Here is an 18,744-nt window from a genome sequence, read left to right as displayed (position 1 = left end):
TCGCCGCGAACGTATCCCATGCCGATCACCCCGCAGGAAGCGCTGCAACGAACGATCGAACACCGCGAGATCTTCCACGACGAGATGGTCGATCTGATGCGCCAGATCATGCGCGGCGAGGTGTCGCCGACCCTGGTCGCGGCGATCCTGACCGGCCTGCGCGTGAAGAAGGAAACCATCGGCGAGATCGCCGGCGCAGCACGCGTGATGCGCGAGTTGGCCGAGAAAGTGCCGTGGCCGGACGATGCGGAAACCGCGGCACGCAACGCGCATCTGGTCGACATCGTCGGCACCGGCGGCGACGGCGCGCACAGTTTCAACATCTCCACCGCCTCGACCTTCGTCGCCGCCGCAGCCGGCGCGCGTGTGGCCAAGCACGGCAATCGCAGCGTGTCGTCCAAGTCCGGCAGCGCCGACGTGCTCGAAGCGCTGGGTGCGGCGATCGCGCTGGCGCCGCGCGACGTCGCGCTGTGCCTGGAAGAAACCGGCATCGGTTTCATGTTCGCGCCCAATCACCATCCGGCGATGAAGGTCGTCGCGCCCGTGCGCAAGGAACTGGGCGTGCGCACGATCTTCAACATCTTGGGTCCTCTGACCAATCCGGCCGGCGCGCCGAACGTGCTGATGGGCGTGTTTCATCCCGACCTGGTCGGCATCCAGGTGCGCGCGCTGCAGCGGCTCGGGGCGCGGCACGCGCTGGTGGTGTGGGGACGCGATGGCATGGACGAGATCTCGCTCGGTGCGGCGACGATGGTCGGCGAGCTGCGCGAGGGCGAAGTGCGCGAGTACGAGATCGAGCCGGAAGATTTCGGCTTGGTGATGGCTTCGAGCCGCAATCTGCGCGTGGCCGATGTGGCCGAATCGAAGGCGCTCTTGCTCGAAGCGCTCGGCAACACGCCGGGTGTCGCGCGCGATATCGTGCTGCTCAACGCCGGCGCCGCGCTGTATGCGGCCGACCTCGCCGATTCGATCGGCGAAGGCATCGCAAGAGCGCGTGCGGCGGTCGCCAGCGGCGCGGCATTGGCAAAAATGGAACAATTCGTAAACATCACGCAGCAGCTTGCTCGCACAAGCGAAGGCGGACGTTCATGAGCGACATTTTGAATCGCATCCTCGCGCGCAAAGTCGAGGAAATCGCCGAACGCAACGCGCGACTCCCGTTGCGCGAACTGTCCGCGCGCGTGGCCGACCTGGCGCCGACGCGCGGCTTCGTCGCCGCGCTGGAAGCGAAGATCGACGAGGGCGAGCCGGCGGTGATCGCCGAGATCAAGAAAGCGAGCCCGTCCAAAGGCGTGATCCGAGCCGACTTCGACGCCGCCGCGATCGCGGCGAGCTACGCCGCCGCCGGTGCCGCTTGCCTGTCGGTGCTGACCGACCGCGATTTCTTCCAGGGCAGCGAAGACTATCTGGAACAGGCGCGTACCGCTTGCGCGCTGCCGGTGCTGCGCAAGGATTTCACGATCGATCCGTATCAGGTCTACGAAGCGCGCGCGATCGGTGCCGATTGCATCCTGCTGATCGTCGCCGCGCTCGGTGATCCGGCCTTGCTCGAACTCGCCTTGCTCGCGGCCGAGCTCGACCTCGACGTGCTGGTCGAAGTGCATGACGAGATCGAACTCGAGCGCGCGCTCGGCATTCCGGCGCCGCTGATCGGCGTCAACAACCGCAACCTGCGCACCTTCGAGACCTCGCTCGACACCACTCTGACCCTGCGCGAGCGCGTCGATGCGGGCCGCCTGCTGGTCACCGAGAGCGGCATTCACACGCGTGCGGACGTGGAGAAGATGCAGGACGCCGGTATCGACGCGTTCCTGGTTGGCGAGGCGTTCATGCGCGCGCCCGACCCCGGCGCCGAACTGCGGCGGCTGTTTCTTGAAAGTTGAGCTGGGCGGCTTCGAACCTCGATGCTCGATCTTCGCGCGCAGGGATAAGCGCGAGAAAACTGAAAAATGCGGCCACTTTTGGCGGCTTTCCGGCTTCCGCACTCATGGATGAGCAAGAGAAAAACATCGTTTTGTTCGATTTCGACGGCGTAATCGTGCGTGGCGATTCCTTCGCACGCTTCATGCGCTCACGTTATGCGCGTGGATGGTGGCGCGCCTTGCTGCTGTTGCCGATGGCGCCATTGCTCGGCGCGGCGGCGCTGACACGCGGCGGCCGCAAGCGCCTACTGCATCTGGCGGTGAACTGGGCACTGGTCGGCGTCGGCGAGCAGCGCTACCGCGAACTCGCGCAGACGTTCGGCCGCGCCCTGGCACGCGATACGCGCAACATCGCTCGCAGCGCCTGCGCCGCGTTGAACGCGCATCGGCACGCCGGCGATCGTGTGCTGGTCGTCACCGGCTGCGAAGAGACGCTGGCGCGCGCGATTCTCGACGAACTCGGCTTCGGCGACGTCGAGCTGCTCGGTTCCAAGCTCGCTCGCGGGCGTTTGGGCATGCGGCTCGTGCTGCACAACATTCGCTTTCAGAAGGCGCTTCAGCTGGCGCGCCACGGCGTGCGGCCGCCGTGGGAAAAGGCCTACAGCGACTCGCATCACGACCTGACCATGCTGGCCGCGGCGCGGTCGGCGGTGTTGGTCAATCCGGATCGAAACACCCTGGCGCGCGTGTCCGCGCGGCTGGGCCGGCGCCTCAGCGTGGTCGAGTGGTAGCAGCGGCGGCTTGCCAGGCCGGGTGGAAAGTCTTAGCGTAGACACTTTCGTAAGTGATTACGCAAATGAACTTCTTGCACGCCCAGAACGAACTCGCGCTCGGCAGCCGCTTCAAGGCGCTCAGCGAACGCTGTTACCGCATCGCCAACGCGGCTTACCGCGAAGCCGGCATCGACCTCGATGCGCACTGGTTCCCGGTCTTGCGCTACGTGCAGGTCAAAGGTCCGGGCACCGTGACGCAGATCGCGCAGGCGATCGGGCAGACGCACCCGGCGGTGAGCCAGCTGGCGAACAAGCTCGTCGCCGCAGGCTGGCTGGTGCGCCGCTCCGATCGCGCCGATGCGCGTCGCAGCCTGCTCGATCTGCCGCTCGCGGCGGAACGCCGCCTCGCCGGCATGGGGCCGATATGGACCGCGATTCGGCGCGCTACGGCGGCCTTGCTGGCACGTCACGCGGGCGATCTCAACACGGCGATGAAAGCACTCGAGACCGAGCTGTCGGGTGATGGCGTGCTGCACGAGATCCTCGTCCAGCACGCGCGTCTGGCCGCCGCCGAGGTCGAGATCGTGCCGTTCGAAGCCGCCTTGCGCGATCACTTCTATCGCATCAACGCGCAGTGGCTGGAGCGCTACTGGTCGCTGGAGCCGATCGATCGCGACGTTCTCAGCGAGCCCGAGCAGCACGTGCTCGAGCCGGGCGGTGCGATCTTCTTCGCGCGTCTGGACGGCGAAGTGATCGGTACGGTCGCCTTGCTCAAGGCGGCCGCGGCGGGCGAGTACGAGCTGTCGAAGATGGGTGTCGAAGCGGCCTGGCGCGGCAAAGGGGCCGGGCGGCTCTTGATCGAGGCGGCCGTGGCCGAGTTCACGCGCCGCGAAGGCCGCATGCTGTTTCTCGAATCCAATTCCAAGCTCAAGCCGGCGCTCGCGCTGTACGAAAGCGCCGGCTTCGTGCGGCAGCCGGCGCGGCGGCCGGACAGCCACTACCAGCGTTCGGACGTCTACATGATTTATCGGCAGCCCGGCCGAGCCGGAGCGGGGCGCCGCAAGCGCTAGCGACGCGTCAGTGCGCGCCGAGCACGACGATGGTCTTGCCCGACACCGTGATCATGCCCTGCTCTTCGAGCTGCTTGAGCACGCGGCCGACCATTTCGCGTGAACAACCGACGATACGGCTGATTTCTTGGCGCGAGATACGGATCTGCTTGCCGTTCGGATGCGTCATCGCGTCCGGTTCGTCGGTCAGGTCGACCAAGGTCTTGGCGACGCGGCCGGTTACGTCCATGAAGGCGAGCCGGCTGACCTTGCGTGAGGTGTGCAAGAGGCGGTTGGTCAGCTGCGAGCCGATCGCGAACAGGATTTTCGGGCATTCGTCGCGCAGCGGGCCTTCGAACAGGCTGAACATGCGCTCGTAGCCGATCTCGGCCAACTCGCACGGCGTTCGCGTACGCACCATCACTTCGCGCCGCGGCGTTTCGATGAACAAGCCCATTTCGCCGATGAATTCACCGCGATTGAGATAAGCCAGGATCAGCTCGCGGCCTTCCTCGTCCTCCGACGAGACGGTCAGGGAACCGTCGATGACGTAGTAGAGGATATTGGCCGAGTCGCCGGGCCGGATGATCGCGGTCTTGCTGGCGTAACGACGCCGATGACACGCCGCCAGAAAACGCTCGATCGCGTGGCGATCCGGCGTCAGCATCGGCGGTGCCTGAACCCGATTGACCTCGCGCTGCAAGCTGTAACGAAAATCGGCGATCTTGCCCTGTGCTTCCACCAATGACCCCTTGGAGTCCCTCTGCGGTCTGCACCGCGTCATGCCGGAACGCGGGGGGTCCCGACGTTTGCGAGCCCGGCGTGAGTGGACGTCTTCACATCTTATTGCATATTCGATGACACGTTGCACTTTGCGCGCGCAGCAATTGCCGGTTTGTGCGCGCAGACACACAACCCTACATTCCGAGTCGCTGTCGACCCATGAAAACAAGCCTCTCCCGCATCGGTTTCTTCACGCCGCCGCATGGCCCATAATCCGCGCCCCAGCAGACCGGCGAAGACGGTCTGCCGCAGCGATCCGTGGAATGGATCGCAGTCGGCTCGGCGACACCGTCGTCGAACCGTCACGAGCCGCTCCGGCCATGTGCCGGTCCGGTTGGATCGGCACAATGCCGGAACGCATTTTGCCGACGTCGCTACTTCTCGCCGCCCGTCCTTCAGGTAAACCGCCGTGGTCAAACCGATTCCGCGTCTGCAGTTGCAGGGTTTCAACAACCTCACCAAGGCGCTCAGCTTCAACATCTACGACATCTGCTACGCCGTCTCAGAGGAGCAGCGTCAGCGCTACATCGAGTACATCGACGAGCAGTACGACGCCGATCGCTTGACGCAGATCCTGTCGGATGTGGCCGAGATCATCGGCGCGAACATCCTCAATATCGCGCGCCAGGACTACGATCCGCAGGGCGCCTCGGTGACGATCCTGATTTCCGAGCATCCGGTGGTCGACAAGCTCGGCAAAGACATGATCTCCGACGCGGTGGTGGCGCATTTGGACAAAAGCCACATCACCGTGCACACCTATCCGGAAACGCATCCGCACAACGGTATCGCGACCTTCCGTGCCGACATCGACGTCGCCACCTGCGGCGTGATCTCGCCGTTGCGCGCGTTGAATTACCTGATCGACAGTTTCGAATCGGACATCGTGACGATGGACTATCGCGTGCGCGGCTTCACCCGCGACGTGAAAGGGCGCAAGCACTACATCGACCACAAGATCAACTCGATCCAGGACTATCTGGCCAAGCACATCCGCCAGAAGTACGAGATGTTCGACGTCAACGTCTACCAAGAAAACATCTTCCACACGAAGATGCACGTGAAGGACTTCGACCTCGACACCTACTTGTTCGAAGCGCAAGCCGACGATCTATCGTTCAAGGAACGTCAGCGCATCGAGCAGCTGCTCAAGCGCGAGATCGAGGAGCTGTTCCACGGCCGCAATTTGATGTAAGGGCCGGGATTGGGGATTCGGGATTGGAGATTTGTGAGAGCGACCCAGTTGAAAGGTTGCGCTTTTTCGAATCCCTAATCCCGAATCTCCAATCCCTTCGCTTGTGAGCGCAGCTCACAAGCGATAGGCCACCGCCTTCATCACATTCGAAGCCAAGCGCATCAGCGCCGGCACCGGATCGGACAGGCGGCGCGCGCCGGCGGCCAGTGCGCGTTCGGCGTGCTCGGCTTCGTCGCTCTTCATGCGGCGCACGATCGCGCGGCTGCGTTCGTCGCCGGGCGGCAGGGTTTCCAGATGCTCGCCCAGATGCGCCTCGACCTGGCGCTCGGTCTCGACCACGAAGCCGAGGCTGAGCCGATCGCCGACTAGACCCGCGGCGGCGCCGATCGTGTAAGCGCCGGCGTACCAGAGCGGGTTGAGCAGGCTCGGCCGGCTGCCGAGTTCTTCGAGACGTTCGCCGCACCAGGCCAGATGATCGGTTTCCTCCGCCGCGGCGGCGAGCATCTGCTCGCGCAGAGTTTCCTCGCGTGCGACAGCAGCTTGGCCGAAGTACAGTGCCTGCGCGCACACTTCGCCGACGTGATTGACGCGCATAAGGCCCGCGGCGTGACGGCGCGCGGCCTCGTCGAGTTGGCCGTCCTCGATGCGGCCGGCGGGCGAGGGCTGCGAGGCCGCCGGGGTCGCGACGAACACGGTTTCCAGCGCGCGCTCGATTTCGATCAGGGCGCGGTCCAGCGGCGACAGAGTGCGAGCGGTCATGGGGCGGAATTGTCCAGCTGTTGGGCCAGCAGCGCCAGCGGATGACGTAGCGGGATCGGCGCCGCACGCTCGCGCAATCCGTTATCCAGATGCAGGCGGCAGCCGATGTTGGTGGTCAGGATCAGGTCGGGCCGCAGCGCGGCGGCCTGGTCGAGCTTTTCCGCGCGCAAGCGATCGGCGCGTTCGGGGAATTCGAGCAAGTAGCTGCCGGCCGCGCCGCAGCAGCGCGGCTGCTCGGGCAGCGGCAGCACGGCCAGGTCGGGAATGCGCGCAAGCAGGGCCGCGATAGCGTCGATCGCGCCGGCCACATTGACCTGGGTGCACGGCAGGTGCAGCGCGGCACGCGCCGCCAGCGGCCTAAAGCGCAGGGCGGCGAAGCCGGCGTCGGCGGCGAGAAATGCGTGCACATCCGCTACCCGCAGCGAACCGTTCTGGATGACCTGATCGCGCAAGTCGCCGTAACAGCCGCTGGCGCTGACCAGGACCACCTCCGCGCCGCTGCGCTGCAGTTCCTCGCGTGTCGCCGCAGCGCTCGCCGCGGCTGCTTCGACCTCGCCGGCGTGCCGCGGCAGCGCGCCGCAACAGGCGCCGGCCGAGGTGGCGACGACCTCGTAGCCGATCGCCTCGAGCAGGATTTGCGCGGCCGCGAACGTATCGCGGTCGTAGACGCTGGCCACGCAGCCGCGAAAGAGGGCGATGCGGCCGCGCGATTCGGCCCGGTGCCGTGGGCGCTCGAACCGCGGCGGGGCAATCGGCGCAGGCTGCGCCAGCGCGAGCCTGCGCGCCAGCGAGCCTTTCGGCAGCACGCGTCCGAGCGCCGGCAGCCAGCGGTCGCTGCGCAAGGCGGCGCCGACGCGCGCCAGTCGGGTCAGGCGCGTCGGATTGCGCAGCCAGCGCCGCAGTGCGCTCGGCGCTGGTCGGCGCGCGCGCAGGGCGGCGCGCGTGCGCACCAGGATCTCCTCGTACGCGACCTGCGAGGGGCAGACCTTCTGGCACGACAGGCAGCCCAGGCAATGATCCAGATGAGCCAGCGCCGACGTCGTCGGCTCGACCGTGCCGGTGGTCAGCGCGCGCGCCAGCGCAATCCGGCCGCGCGGCGATTCGGCCTCGATCGCATCGAGCCGGTAGGTCGGACAGTGCGGCAGGCACAGCCCGCACATGACGCACTGGTCGGTCAGGGCGAGCAGACGGGAATCGGGGGAGGGCGGGGCATCGCCGAGCATGCGTTTGATGCTATCATCCCGCTCTTCGCCGAGCGGTCGTGCGGAGTTGCCAAGTCGGCACTCTTCCGCTATTCTCCCGCGCCCTCTTTCCGCCGTGCCCGCTTGCGCAGGGGCCGAACCAGAGTCTCCGGATTATGAAAACGATCAGCGCCAATGCTGAAACCGTAAAGCGTGATTGGTACGTCGTCGACGCCACCGACAAGACGCTCGGCCGCCTGTGCACCGAACTCGCGCACCGTCTGCGCGGCAAGCACAAGCCGATCTACACGCCGCACGTGGACACCGGCGACTATCTCGTCGTGATCAACGCGGAGAAGATCGCGGTCACCGGCAAGAAGCTGGACGACAAGAATTATCACCGCTTCACCGGCCACATCGGCAACCTGAAGACGACTTCGCTGAAGGACATGCTGGCCAAGCATCCCGAGCGCGTGATCGAAATCGGCGTGAAGGGCATGCTGCCGAAGAATCCGCTGGGCCGTGCGATGTATCGCAAGCTCAAGGTCTACGCCGGTGCGAGCCATCCGCACGAGGCGCAGCAGCCGCAAGTGCTGGACATCAAGGCATAATGCGAATTCCTCGCAAGAGCCCGCACATCGTTGTGCGGACTTTTCAACGCAAAGCATAGAACCTACATGGCTATTCAACAGAACTACGGTACGGGTCGTCGCAAGTCTTCCGCTGCACGCGTGTTCCTGCGCAAGGGCACCGGTAGCATCGTCGTCAACGGCAAGCCGCTCGACGAGTTCTTCGGTCGCGAGACTTCGCGCATGATCGTGCGCCAGCCGCTCGAGCTGACCCAGAACCACGACAAGTTCGACGTGCTGGTCACGGTCGAAGGCGGCGGCATGACCGGCCAGGCCGGTGCGATCCGTCTCGGTATCGCGCGTGCGCTGGTCGAGTACGACGAGGCGTTCAAGTCGCCGCTGCGCAAGGCCGGTTTCATGACGCGCGATGCGCGCGAGGTCGAGCGCAAGAAGGTCGGTCTGCACAAGGCGCGTCGCGCCACGCAGTACTCCAAGCGCTAAACTAGCGGTCAGCACAGCCCCGTCGCCAAGCGGTAAGGCACCTGACTCTGACTCAGGCATTCGGTGGTTCGAATCCATCCGGGGCTGCCAACATCGAAGCGGGTGCGGCATAGGGAGCGGATTCACGCTTTCGCAGGGCTCGCCTCAAATGAAAAATCCCCGCCTCGCGCGGGGATTTTTCGTTTTAGCGCAAGCGATATCGCTTAAGGCATCGCCCGCGACACTTTTCCTTGCGATCGATCACTCGGCGAGAAGCGCGCTTAGGGTCGCCGTCGACCGACGCGGCTGCTCGCGCTTGCGATCAATGCCAGCAGCGCGGCCAATATCCCAGTGGTCCAGACCGATAGAGCCGGCACCGGCGTGGGGATGTTTGTCGGCTGTGGCGGCTGGCGTTCGAACGCGCCGATGTCGGTGGCGCCGCCGTAAGAGCGTGGGAAGGCGCCGCCACGCTGATCGAAAGTCAAACCTCCGGGGTTGCTGCCGGTATCGATCGCGGGGCTTTCCGGTCGCAGTGCGTGTGTGCGCGTCGTGCCGCCATTGAAATCCAGCGGCTCGAGCAGGGGATCAATGTTTAGCGTATCCGCCGGCAAGATCATTGACGCTCCAGCGCTGCCGACGAGGTTGTCGTTGCCGCCGATCGTAAGATCGATGCCGGTCGAGGACGGCCTTGGGCGATTGCCGAGATCATGCCCACTGTCCGCATCAGCTCCGCGAGCGATGAGGTTGCCGAATGCGATGCTGCTTCTGAAGTACGAACCGGGAGCGTTGAGCCAGACACCGCCTGCATCGAACCCGGCATGATTGAAAGCGATGGTGCTGTTGTCGAGCTGCAGGGTCGACGGCCAGCGCAGGAAAACCCCGCCGCCCATTTCCGCCTCTGCCTCATTGCCGGAGATCGTGCTGTTGGACACGAAAAGGTCGCTGAACGCCGCGAGACCACCGCCGCGCCCTTGGCTGTAGTTCGAGTCGATGGTCGAGTTCTGAATGCTGCCGCCATTGATGGCCATTAAACCGCCGCCGATGCCGTAGCTGAAAAAGCGCGCATCTACCTGGTAATCCGTGCGGTTGGCAGTGATCGTGCTGTCTGCGATCTGCACTAGGTAGGCATAAGCGCCGCCGCCGAAACCTGCGGTGGTGGCATCGTCGAGCCGACCCGAGGCGAGATTGCCGCTGATCGTGCTGTTCTTCATCAGCAGCGCGTACGCGAAGGTGCCGCCGCCGTAAGAACCGACACCGACTGCCTTGCAGTCTTGCACCGTCGCACGATCCAAGCTGAGGTAGCTGCGAGCGGCGATACAGCCGCCGAACGCGACATCGTGGCCGGTTGCGCGGTAGTAGCCGCCGCTGACGGTCAGTTGCTGCAGCGTCAGCGTGCCGAGCCCGTAGTGAATGAACACCCGATCGCGATTGCCGCCGTCGATGATCGAGCTCCACCGGCCGCCCCCGACCACGGTGAGATTGTCGACCTGGATTGGAATCGCGCCGGTCGCGAGCGTGATGCGACCGCAACGCAGCTGGCTGAGATCGATCGTATCGGCCTCGCCGGCAGCGGCGATCGTCGCGCGTAGGGAACCAGCGCCGTTGTCATTGCAGTTGCTGACCGTACGTGTCGCCGCGGTCTGCACGGGTGTTGCGGGGCGTCGATTGCGGTCTTTCAGAACCCCAAACAGCGGCCAGCTCGGCTCGCTACGCAGCCGCGGCCACGGCGTTTCGGTGGCGGCGCGTGATTCGTCGGCTGCCATGGCGGTGAACAAGACGGTCGCCAGCGCGGCGGCCAGGCAGCGCCGCCGCAGAGGTGCGTGGCCGGACGGAAAGACGCTCATGCGCAAGGTTCCCGGAAGCTCGCGCGATAGCGCGTCTATTTCAGATACGCAGTCGCGCGTTCGAAACGGACAGATTCCGCCGGAAATGCGGGCTCAGAACACCTCTTCGGCACCGACCAGCACGACGTCGGCCGGGCGCTGCGCGAACAGGCCAACCGTGACGACGCCGGCGATCTGATTCAGCTCGCGCTCGAATTCGGCGGGTCGCTCAATGCGCCAGCCGTGCACATCGAGGATCCAATTGCCGTTGTCGGTGACGACGCCGTCACGCCATACCGGGTTGCCGCCACGTTTGACGATCTCGCGCGCGACGTAGCTGCGCGCCATCGGAATCACTTCGATCGGCAGCGGGAAACGGCCGAGCGCGTCGACCCGCTTGGCGGGATCGATGATGCAGACGAAGCGCGCCGCCGCCGCTGCGATGATCTTCTCGCGCGTCAGCGCACCGCCGCCGCCCTTGATCAGGCAGCGCTGCGCATCGCATTCGTCGGCGCCGTCGACGTAAAGCGGAATGTCGCCGGCGGCGTTGAGGTCGAGCACGTTTACGTCGCGCTCGCGCAGGAGGCGGGTGGACTGCTCCGAACTGGACACCGCGCCTTCGATGAGATGCTTGCGTTCGGCCAGCGCGTCGATGAAATGCGCCACGGTCGAGCCGGTGCCGACGCCGACGATCATGCCGTCCTCGACATAGCGCATCGCGGCGCGCCCGGCTAGGCGCTTCTGTTCGTCCTTCGACATCGAATTCTCCGTTCGCCGCCGCGTCATTCGAGCGCGAGGATGTGGTTCCACTGCGCCTTGCTCACCGGCAGCACCGACAAGCGGTTGCCGCGCTGGAGCAGGGCGAAGCCTTCGAGTTTGGCTTGCTGTTTGAGCTCCTCGAGCCCGATCGTGCGCTTGAGTTTGCGCTTGAACGCGACGTCGACCAGCATCCAGCGCGGATTCTCCGGCGTGCTCTTCTCGTCGTAGTAGTCGCTCTTGCGCTGGAACTGGGTCGGATCGGGATAGGCGACCGAAGCGACCTCGGCCAGGCCGACCACGCCGGGTTCGGGACAGCTCGAATGATAGAAGAGCACGCCGTCGCCGACCTGCATGCCGTCGCGCATGTAGTTGCGCGCCTGGTAGTTGCGCACACCGGTCCAGGGTTCGGTCTTCACGCGCGCCAGATCGTCGATCGAGAACGCGTCGGGTTCAGTTTTCATCAACCAGTAGTGCATGGAATCCACCGTCGCCGCCGAGAGGCGACTTTAGCAGCCGCGCCGCCTGACGATCACTGCACCGGTGCGGTCAGATCGATCAGTTCGCGCTCGGTCGCGACGTAGTCCAGGCGTACGTCCCACGGCATCGGCTCGATCGCGGCGACTTCCTGCAGCGCATAGCCGACGCCGACCAGCACCGGTTTGCCGACGTCGGCGCGCTGGCGCAGGAAGTCGAAACTGCGGTCGTAGTAGCCGCCGCCGAAACCGAGCCGATAGCCGCGGCGATCGAAACCGAGCAAGGGCAGCAGAACGAGGTCGATCTGCGCGGGCCCCAACAGCTCCGACTCGGCGCCGACCGGCTCCGGGATGCCGTAGCGGTTCGGTGCGATCTCCACGCCCGGCCGCCACGGCGCGAAACGCAGGCGCCGATCCGCACCGACCACCGGAAGATGATAAATCTGATCGCGTGCACGCAGTCCCGGCATCAGCCCGAGCAAGGGCAGCTCGCCGCCGACCGCCCAGTAACCGGCCACGCGCCGATCGGTCAGAAACTCCGGAATTTGCTCGAGTTGTGCGATCAACCCATTGGCTGCGGCGATGCGTTCGCTCGCCGACAAAGCCTCGCGCCGCAAGCGCAGTTCCTTGCGCAACGCGGAGCGCGGATCAGAAGGTGTCGGAGAAGAGGAGAGATCGGTCATGCGTTCGACTTCGCATTTCTGCCGTCAAGCCAGTTTGCGACGGCGCTCATCGAAGGCAGGCATCTAATTGAGAAGTGCGGCCATGGATGGCCGCTCTGGACTCTCCGCAGTCGCGAGCTTGCGGAGTGCGACTCGCAAAAACCGAAGCAGCGTTCAAGGACGAACGCAAAAGAAAGATGTCCTCCGCTGGAGCCGGTGCGCATCGAACGACCTTGATCCCTGGGATCAGGTGGGAGGGCTGGCACAACCTTCAGGCTTTCCGCCGAAGCGGACATGCACACAGGTTTCGCTTCGCCGTCCCGGGGTCGTCTATAGGAACAAGGCAATATGTAAGAGTGCGCTGCCGGGCACCGCAGAGGACACCCGCGGCTATTGTAGTGAGCCGGGGAACGCGCGTTCAAGCTTTGCGTTCAGCGCATGCAGCTTCTCTGCCAACTGCGCGGTTTCGTTCGATTCACGCTGCCGCGCACCAAGCAGTTCGTGGCTGATGTTCAGCGCAGCCAGAATCGCAATGCGATCGAGCGCCGCGGTGCGCGCATTGTTGCGCATCTCGCGCATCTTGCCGTCGAGGTAGCGCGCCGCGGCGAGCAATCCCTCGCGTTCCTCCGGCGTGCAGGCGATCAGGAATTCGCGATCGAGAATATTGACCGCGACGGGCTCGCTGCCGCTCATCGTGTTCGGCCTCGCTGCCGGCTCATGCGTGGTTCTGCTCCAGCGACTTCAAGCGCAGGATCATCGCTTCGACACGTGAGCGCGCCTGCTCGTTGCGTGCGATCAGCTGGGCGCGCTCGAGGCTGAGCTGCTCCTGGCTGTGACGCAGGCTGCGGTTCTCCTCCTGCAGCGCGCGGCACAGATCGAGCAGCCGATCGACTCGGTCCCCCAAGGTCAGCAGGCTTTCCAGGTGCGCGGACATGCGGCGAATATAGCATCGGGATTTGTCGCCGGGTGAGACAGCCGGCGGACCGCCGGCGGCGGGCCCGAAACCTTGCCGTCGGCGCTGCTGCGCCGCGGCGATCAGTACTCGCCGAGCACGATGCGGCGCCGATGTGCGCGCTCGATCAGGAAGTCCAGGCATTGCTGCGGCGGCATGGGCGCGGCCAGCCAATGGCCCTGCACCTCGTCGCAGTCTTGTTCGCGCAGGTATTCGACCTGTTCGGCGATTTCCACGCCCTCGGCGACGACGTTGAGGCCGAGCGAGTGCGCCATCGCGATCACGGTCGCCGTGATCGCTTCGTCGTCGGGGTCGGTGGTGATGTCGCCGACGAATTCCTTGTCGATCTTCAAGGTGTCGATCGGCAGGCGCTTGAGATAACTCAAGGACGAGTAGCCGGTGCCGAAATCGTCGATCGACAAGGTCACGCCGATCGCCTTCAGCCGTTGCAGTGTGGTGATCGACTGCTCGGCGTTCGCCATGACCATGCTTTCGGTCAATTCCAATTCGAGCTGGTTGGGCGGAATGTCGTTCTCGGCCAGCACTTCGTACAGGCGCTGGATCAGATCGCCGCGCAGCAATTGCGCGACCGAGACGTTGACCGACATCGTGATGTCGCTGAGGCCGACCTCGCGCCAGCGCGCGAGCTGCGCGCAGGCCTGTGCCACGACCCAGTCGCCGATCGGGATGATCAGGCCGGTTTCTTCGGCGAGCGGAATGAACATGCCCGGCGAGATGTCGCCCAGCTCGCTGCTGTGCCAGCGCAGCAGCGCCTCGACGCCGGTGACGCGCTCGTCGAGCAGGGACAGCTTGGGCTGGTACACCAGCGACAGCTCGTTGCGTTCGAGCGCCTTGCCGAGCGCGGCTAGCATCGTCGCGCGCAGCCGAGCCGCGGCGTCCATCGCCTCGGTATAGACCATGTACGTCTTACGTCCGCGTTCTTTCGCCTGATACATCGCGGTATCGGCGAACTTGAGCAGGTCGCTCGGCGCCTGCCCGTGGTCGGGATACAGGCTGATCCCGATCGACGGCGAGATCACCACTTCCTGTCCGCTGTCCAGCTCCAGCGGCTGCTCGAACGCGGCGATGATCTTCTCGGCGACGCGCTCGGCCTCGGCGCCGTCGGCGATGTCCTCGATCACCACGGTGAACTCGTCGCCGCCTAGGCGCGCGACCGAATCGCCCTCGCGCACAACCTGGCGCAGCCGATTGCCGGCCGCCTTCAGCATGCGGTCGCCGGCGGCGTGACCCATCGAGTCGTTGACGTGCTTGAAGCGGTCGAGATCGAGGAACAGCACGCCGATCTTGCGTCCGGCGCGGCGCGCACGAACGATCGCGTGGCCGATGCGTTCGCTCAGCAGGGTGCGGTTGGGCAGGCCGGTCAGGGCATCGTAATTGGCGAGGTAGCGCAGCTCCTGCTCGGCGCGCTTGCGGTCGGTGATGTCGGAGATCACGCTGACGAAATGCGTGCGCTGGCCGTCGCCGTCGCGCACTTCGGCGGTTTCGATCCAGCTCAGGAACTCGTCGCCGTCCTTGCGCCGCTGCCACAGCTCGCCGCGCCAATGACCGTCGCGAGCGAGATTTTCGCGCATCGCGGCGTAGTGTTCGGCCGAGTGCTGGGTGCAGTTGAGCAGCGCGGCCGGCTGGCCGACCACCTCGTTCTCGCGCCAGCCGGCCATGCGCGTGAAGGCCGGGTTCACGCTGACGAAACGGAACTGCGGATCGGTTACCGCAACCGCCTCGCCCATGCTGCGGATGATCTCCTCGGCGATGCGCCGTTCGCGCTCGGCCGCGCGCGTGGCCGTCATGTCGCGAGCGGTGCCGCTCATGCGCGTGGGCTGGCCGTCCTCGTCGCGCTCGACGATCTTGCCGCGCGCGATCACCCACGACCACTCGCCGCGCTGATTGCGATGGCGGTGTTCGGACTCGAGCGTTTCGGTCTGACGTCCGATGTGCGCTTCCAGGCGGCGCTCCACCGCCGGCAGATCGTCCGGATGAATGTTGGCGCGGAACCAGTCGTAGGTGTAGACGCGCGAATCCTTCGGTCCGCGTTCGAGCGGATTAGCCGCGCCGGTCACGGTGAACAGGCCGCGCGGAATGTTCCATTCCCAAAACGCGTCGCCCGAACCCCACAGCGCCAGGCGCAGTCGGTCCTCGCGTTCGCGCAAGCCGAGGTGATAGCGCTCCTGCTCCGCGCGCCGGCGCCGATGCGCGCGCCAGCCGAGCGCCGCGGCGAACAACACGCCGAGCAGGTAGACGGCCTGCATCGGCAGGCTCTGCCACCACGGCGGCGCGACGCGCACTTCGAGCATGCCGGATTGATCGTTCCAGTAGCCGTCGTGGTTGCTCGCGCGCACTTTGAAGCGATACGTGCCCGGACGGAGGTTGGTGTAGGTCGCCTCGTGGCGCGTACCGGCGTCGATCCAGCGTTCGTCGAATCCCTCCAGCTGATAGGCGAAGCGATTGCGCTGCGGCGCGGCGAAGTCGAGTGCGGCGAATTCGAAATGCACGATGCGATCGCCCACCTCCATGCGCAACGGCTCGCCGACGCGCGGCGTGCGCGCCGCGCCGGCGCCCACGCGCACGCGCGTGAACACGATCGGTGCCGCGTAACGGCTGCCGGAGATGGTCTGCGGCAAGAACAGGTTGAAGCCGTTGATGCCGCCGAAGGCGAGGCGGCCGTCGCCGAGCGCGGCGAACGCGCCGCCGTTGAACTCCATGTCCTGCAGGCCGTCGGCGAGGGTGAACGAGCGAAACGTGCCGCTGGGTCGATCGAACGAGGCGATGCCGCGATTCGTGCTCAGCCACAGCCGCCCCATCGTGTCGCTGCCGATCGCATAGACCGAGCGATTGGGCAGGCCGTCGCTGGTCAGCCAGCGCGTGAAGCGCGCGCCGCCGGCGTCGAGCCGGTCGAGCCGGTTCAATCCGGCCTGAGTGCCGACCCACAGCACCCCGTCGGCGCTTTGGTGGATCGAGCGGATCAGATTGCCGGCGAGCGAATGCGTATCGCCCGGCTGGTTGCGGAACAATCGTGCCGAGCGCGAACGCGGATCGATCAGGTTGAGCCCGCCGGTGGTGCCGGCCCAGATGCGGCCATCGTCGTTTTCCTGCAGCGCCAGCACGCGATCGCTGCCCAGTCCGCCGATTGCCTGTGGCGAAGCGGTCTGGCGATAACTTTGCCAGCGGCCGCTGGCCGGATCGTGTTCGATCAAGCCACCGCCATCGGTGCCGATCCAGAGCGTGCCGTTGCGCGTGCGCAGCAGACTGCGCACGGTCGCGTTCGGCACGCCGGCGCTGCCGTTGGCGTCGGTCGGCAGGAAGTTCAGCGTGCGCTGCCGGGGATCGAACAGCGCGACGCCGACCGTGCTGCCTACCCACAACCGTCCCTCGCCGGCATCGGCGAACGCACGTGCGATCGGCCGCCGGCCGCCGGCCGCGGCGGCACGCGCGGCGAACAGATCCCCGTACGGCTCGAAACGGTTCGCGGCGACGTCGTAGCGTTTGAGCACGTCGCTGTCGGTGCCGAGCCAGAGATCGCCGCCGGCATCGGCGTACAAGGCGCGCACATAGTTCGAGGCGGTTTGTTTGTGTCCCGGCGTACGGTCGAGTACGTGCTGGAACGCGGTACCGGCCGGATCGACGCGAGCCAGGCCGCGCTCGAACGTGCCGACCCAGATCAAGCCGGAGCGATCGCTGCTGAGCAGGCTGATGCCGGCGTCGGGTAGGCCGCCGGCGAGATCGTCGGTCGGCTGCAACCACTGCGTGTGCGGGGCAGCCGGATCGAACACGGCGAGCCCCTCGTGCGGCACCGCCAGCCAGAGGCGGCCGCGCGCGTCCTCGGCCAGCGCGGTGGCCGCCCGCTCGCCCTGCTCGGGCCAGATGCGTTCGGCGCTGGAGCCGTCGGCGGCGACGCGGTAAACGCCGCGCGGCGTCGCCGCGAGCAGACCGCGGGCGCGATCGATCAAGAGGTCGCTGGCCGCTTCGATGGTGGCGGCGACCGGTTCGGGCGCCGCGTCTTGCGCGGCCAGTCGAAACAAGCCGGCGGAGCTCGCGATCCACAAGGTGCCGTCGTCGCCGCGGCGCAATTCACGCGGCGCCGCCGGTTTGCCGTCGCGGCCGCGTAGCGGTAGCGCGCGCAGCAGGCGCTTGTCCTCCGGCGCGACCAGCACCAGCGAAGTCTCGCCGGCGATCCACAAGCCACGTGCATCGGCGAGCAGCGCGCGGACGTTCGACCAGCCGGCCGGCGCGCCGTCGGTGCCCTCGATCGCGACGCGATGGAAGCGCCCGTCCGCGGCGTCGCGGCGAATCAGGTCGCCGTGCGTGCCGACCCACAAATTGCCGCTGCCGTCTTCGGCCAGTGCGGTGATGGTGTCTTCCGGCGGGCTGTCGGGATCATCGCCGGAGTGTTCGAACGTCTCCAGCTCATAGCCGTCGTAACGCTGCAAACCGCCGAGCGTGCCGATCCAGAGGAATCCGCTGCGGTCCTGCAGCACGGCGGTGATCGTGTTCTGGATCAGGCCGTCGCCGGTGGCGAGCGTCTCGAAATAGAAGTCGCGCCGCAGCGCTTCGCCGCCAGCCCACGCCGGCACCACGAGCAGGGCGAACGCCAGCCAGTGCCAACGCCGCTGCAACCGATCGGATGGCGACGACGAGCCCCTCATCTACGTATGTCGAAAAACAAGTCGCCCGCAGTGTAGGCAAACGTCGATCGCGGCGCCATGCGCGAGTGAGCATCGGCGCGACTCTCTGCGATTTCACCTCGCGTCGACATCGTGCCGGCACATCGATTCGGCCTCGACGCTCCGACGCCGGCCATTGGAAGAGCACTGGCAGGCTCTTACACTGCGCCTCGATGAGCACCGTCGATCCGTTCGAAGCACCGAGCCTCACCCATGCCGAACTCGCCGAAGCGCTGCGCGTGCTGCGCCTCGGCGTCAATGCGAGCGACCTGCACGGCTCGCTCAGCGGCTATTTGTGCGCCGGCGGCAGCGCCGGCGCCGACGATTGGATCGACGCCTTGCAACTGGGTTTCGACGAGCCCGGCCTGGCGCGCAACGCCGTCCTGCAGCGTGTGTACCGCGAGTGCCGCGCGCAATTCGCCGAGGAACCGGCCAGTGTCGATCCGCTGCTGCCGGCACCGGCGGTCGGTTTGCCGCAGCGCGCCGACGCCTTGATCGAATGGTGCCGCGGCTTTCTCGGCGGGGTGGGCCTGTCCGGCTCGCTGTTGCCGGCGCAGCTGTCGGCCGATGCGCGCGAGATCCTCGACGATCTCGGCATGATCGCGGCATCCAACCTCAAGCGTGCCGGTACGCGCGAAGACGAGCAGGCATTGGCCGAAGTGCTCGGCTTCGTGCGCGCAGGCGCAGCGATGCTGCACCGCGAACTGACCCGGCGCGCGCGTGCGCGCGCCTTGCACTGAATCAT

18 protein-coding genes, 1 tRNA gene and 1 other RNA gene are annotated in these 18,744 nt (G+C 66.1%); 9 read left to right on the top strand and 11 right to left on the bottom strand.

All coding sequences use genetic code 11. The features are described from left to right. Window positions 1–18 precede the first annotated feature (18 nt). From trpD to AC3QL3_RS19330, 4 genes are all read left to right on the top strand, one after another. A complete protein-coding gene (trpD, locus tag AC3QL3_RS19345) occupies window positions 19–1,092 on the top strand; it encodes an anthranilate phosphoribosyltransferase (RefSeq protein WP_492895747.1) in 1,074 nt (357 codons plus the stop codon). Next, on the top strand, window positions 1,089–1,883 hold the full coding sequence (gene trpC, locus AC3QL3_RS19340) for an indole-3-glycerol phosphate synthase TrpC (RefSeq protein ID WP_492895746.1): 795 nt from the start codon (window positions 1,089–1,091) through the stop codon (window positions 1,881–1,883). The genes trpD and trpC overlap by 4 nt, the downstream gene beginning before the upstream one ends. 104 nt (window positions 1,884–1,987) lie before the next feature. Further along, window positions 1,988–2,653: an HAD family hydrolase gene (locus AC3QL3_RS19335; protein WP_492895745.1), complete on the top strand. Its 666-nt coding sequence runs from the start codon at window positions 1,988–1,990 to the stop codon at window positions 2,651–2,653. Window positions 2,654–2,718: 65 nt separating this feature from the next. Then, complete coding sequence (locus AC3QL3_RS19330) at window positions 2,719–3,705, top strand: GNAT family N-acetyltransferase (protein WP_492895744.1); 987 nt, start codon at window positions 2,719–2,721, stop codon at window positions 3,703–3,705. Between the two features lie 7 nt (window positions 3,706–3,712). Here the strand turns inward: AC3QL3_RS19330 and crp are convergent, their stop codons facing one another. Next, window positions 3,713–4,351 carry a cAMP-activated global transcriptional regulator CRP gene (gene crp, locus AC3QL3_RS19325; RefSeq protein ID WP_492898993.1) on the bottom strand — a complete coding sequence of 213 codons (639 nt, stop codon included), beginning with the start codon at window positions 4,349–4,351 and terminating at the stop codon, window positions 3,713–3,715. A gap of 525 nt (window positions 4,352–4,876) precedes the next feature. Between crp and speD the strand changes: the two genes are divergently transcribed. Further along, entirely contained in the window at window positions 4,877–5,662 is a 786-nt protein-coding gene (gene speD, locus AC3QL3_RS19320) for an adenosylmethionine decarboxylase (RefSeq protein ID WP_492895743.1), read from the top strand. A gap of 114 nt (window positions 5,663–5,776) precedes the next feature. Here speD and coq7 read toward each other — a convergent pair whose 3' ends face one another. Together coq7 and AC3QL3_RS19310 are read right to left on the bottom strand one after the other, a co-directional pair. Further along, window positions 5,777–6,421 (bottom strand): 2-polyprenyl-3-methyl-6-methoxy-1,4-benzoquinone monooxygenase, encoded by a 645-nt coding sequence (gene coq7 / locus AC3QL3_RS19315; protein ID WP_492895742.1) that lies wholly within the window; start codon window positions 6,419–6,421, stop codon window positions 5,777–5,779. Further along, window positions 6,418–7,644 carry a (Fe-S)-binding protein gene (locus tag AC3QL3_RS19310; protein ID WP_492895741.1) on the bottom strand — a complete coding sequence of 409 codons (1,227 nt, stop codon included), beginning with the start codon at window positions 7,642–7,644 and terminating at the stop codon, window positions 6,418–6,420. Before AC3QL3_RS19310 ends, coq7 begins: the two co-directional genes overlap by 4 nt. A 134-nt stretch (window positions 7,645–7,778) precedes the next feature. Between AC3QL3_RS19310 and rplM the strand changes: the two genes are divergently transcribed. The 3 genes from rplM (at window position 7,779) to AC3QL3_RS19295 (ending at window position 8,762) form a co-directional block, all read left to right on the top strand. Then, window positions 7,779–8,213, top strand: a complete 435-nt coding sequence (rplM, locus tag AC3QL3_RS19305) for a 50S ribosomal protein L13 (RefSeq protein WP_492895740.1) — start codon at window positions 7,779–7,781, stop codon at window positions 8,211–8,213. 66 nt (window positions 8,214–8,279) lie between these two features. Then, window positions 8,280–8,672: a 30S ribosomal protein S9 gene (gene rpsI, locus AC3QL3_RS19300; protein WP_492895739.1), complete on the top strand. Its 393-nt coding sequence runs from the start codon at window positions 8,280–8,282 to the stop codon at window positions 8,670–8,672. A 15-nt stretch (window positions 8,673–8,687) separates the two neighbouring features. Further along, window positions 8,688–8,762, top strand: a tRNA-Gln gene (locus AC3QL3_RS19295). Window positions 8,763–8,932: 170 nt separating this feature from the next. Here the strand turns inward: AC3QL3_RS19295 and AC3QL3_RS19290 are convergent. The 8 genes from AC3QL3_RS19290 to AC3QL3_RS19255 form a co-directional block, all read right to left on the bottom strand. After that, window positions 8,933–10,495: a choice-of-anchor Q domain-containing protein gene (locus AC3QL3_RS19290; protein ID WP_492895738.1), complete on the bottom strand. Its 1,563-nt coding sequence runs from the start codon at window positions 10,493–10,495 to the stop codon at window positions 8,933–8,935. Between the two features lie 93 nt (window positions 10,496–10,588). Further along, the gene (rpiA, locus tag AC3QL3_RS19285) at window positions 10,589–11,233 is read right to left on the bottom strand and encodes a ribose-5-phosphate isomerase RpiA (protein ID WP_492895737.1); all 645 of its coding nucleotides are present in this window, start codon (window positions 11,231–11,233) and stop codon (window positions 10,589–10,591) included. Window positions 11,234–11,256: 23 nt separating this feature from the next. Next, window positions 11,257–11,709, bottom strand: a complete 453-nt coding sequence (locus AC3QL3_RS19280) for an EVE domain-containing protein (protein ID WP_492895736.1) — start codon at window positions 11,707–11,709, stop codon at window positions 11,257–11,259. Between the two features lie 53 nt (window positions 11,710–11,762). Continuing rightward, window positions 11,763–12,389: a 5-formyltetrahydrofolate cyclo-ligase gene (locus AC3QL3_RS19275; RefSeq protein WP_492895735.1), complete on the bottom strand. Its 627-nt coding sequence runs from the start codon at window positions 12,387–12,389 to the stop codon at window positions 11,763–11,765. 176 nt (window positions 12,390–12,565) lie between these two features. Next, a non-coding RNA gene (gene ssrS, locus AC3QL3_RS19270) (6S RNA) lies at window positions 12,566–12,751 on the bottom strand. Window positions 12,752–12,758: 7 nt separating this feature from the next. Continuing rightward, window positions 12,759–13,061 (bottom strand): cell division protein ZapA, encoded by a 303-nt coding sequence (locus AC3QL3_RS19265; RefSeq protein WP_492895734.1) that lies wholly within the window; start codon window positions 13,059–13,061, stop codon window positions 12,759–12,761. A 22-nt stretch (window positions 13,062–13,083) separates the two neighbouring features. Continuing rightward, a complete protein-coding gene (locus AC3QL3_RS19260; protein WP_492895733.1) occupies window positions 13,084–13,302 on the bottom strand; it encodes a TIGR02449 family protein in 219 nt (72 codons plus the stop codon). A 101-nt stretch (window positions 13,303–13,403) separates the two neighbouring features. Continuing rightward, window positions 13,404–17,981 (bottom strand): EAL domain-containing protein, encoded by a 4,578-nt coding sequence (locus AC3QL3_RS19255; protein ID WP_492895732.1) that lies wholly within the window; start codon window positions 17,979–17,981, stop codon window positions 13,404–13,406. A gap of 191 nt (window positions 17,982–18,172) precedes the next feature. Between AC3QL3_RS19255 and AC3QL3_RS19250 the strand changes: the two genes are divergently transcribed. Next, window positions 18,173–18,739: a UPF0149 family protein gene (locus AC3QL3_RS19250; protein ID WP_492895731.1), complete on the top strand. Its 567-nt coding sequence runs from the start codon at window positions 18,173–18,175 to the stop codon at window positions 18,737–18,739. The last annotated feature ends 5 nt before the right edge of the window (window positions 18,740–18,744 follow it).

The organism is Dokdonella sp. GW821-FHT11D02 (assembly GCF_058808595.1).
This window is presented reverse-complemented; position numbering and strand designations above follow the sequence as displayed.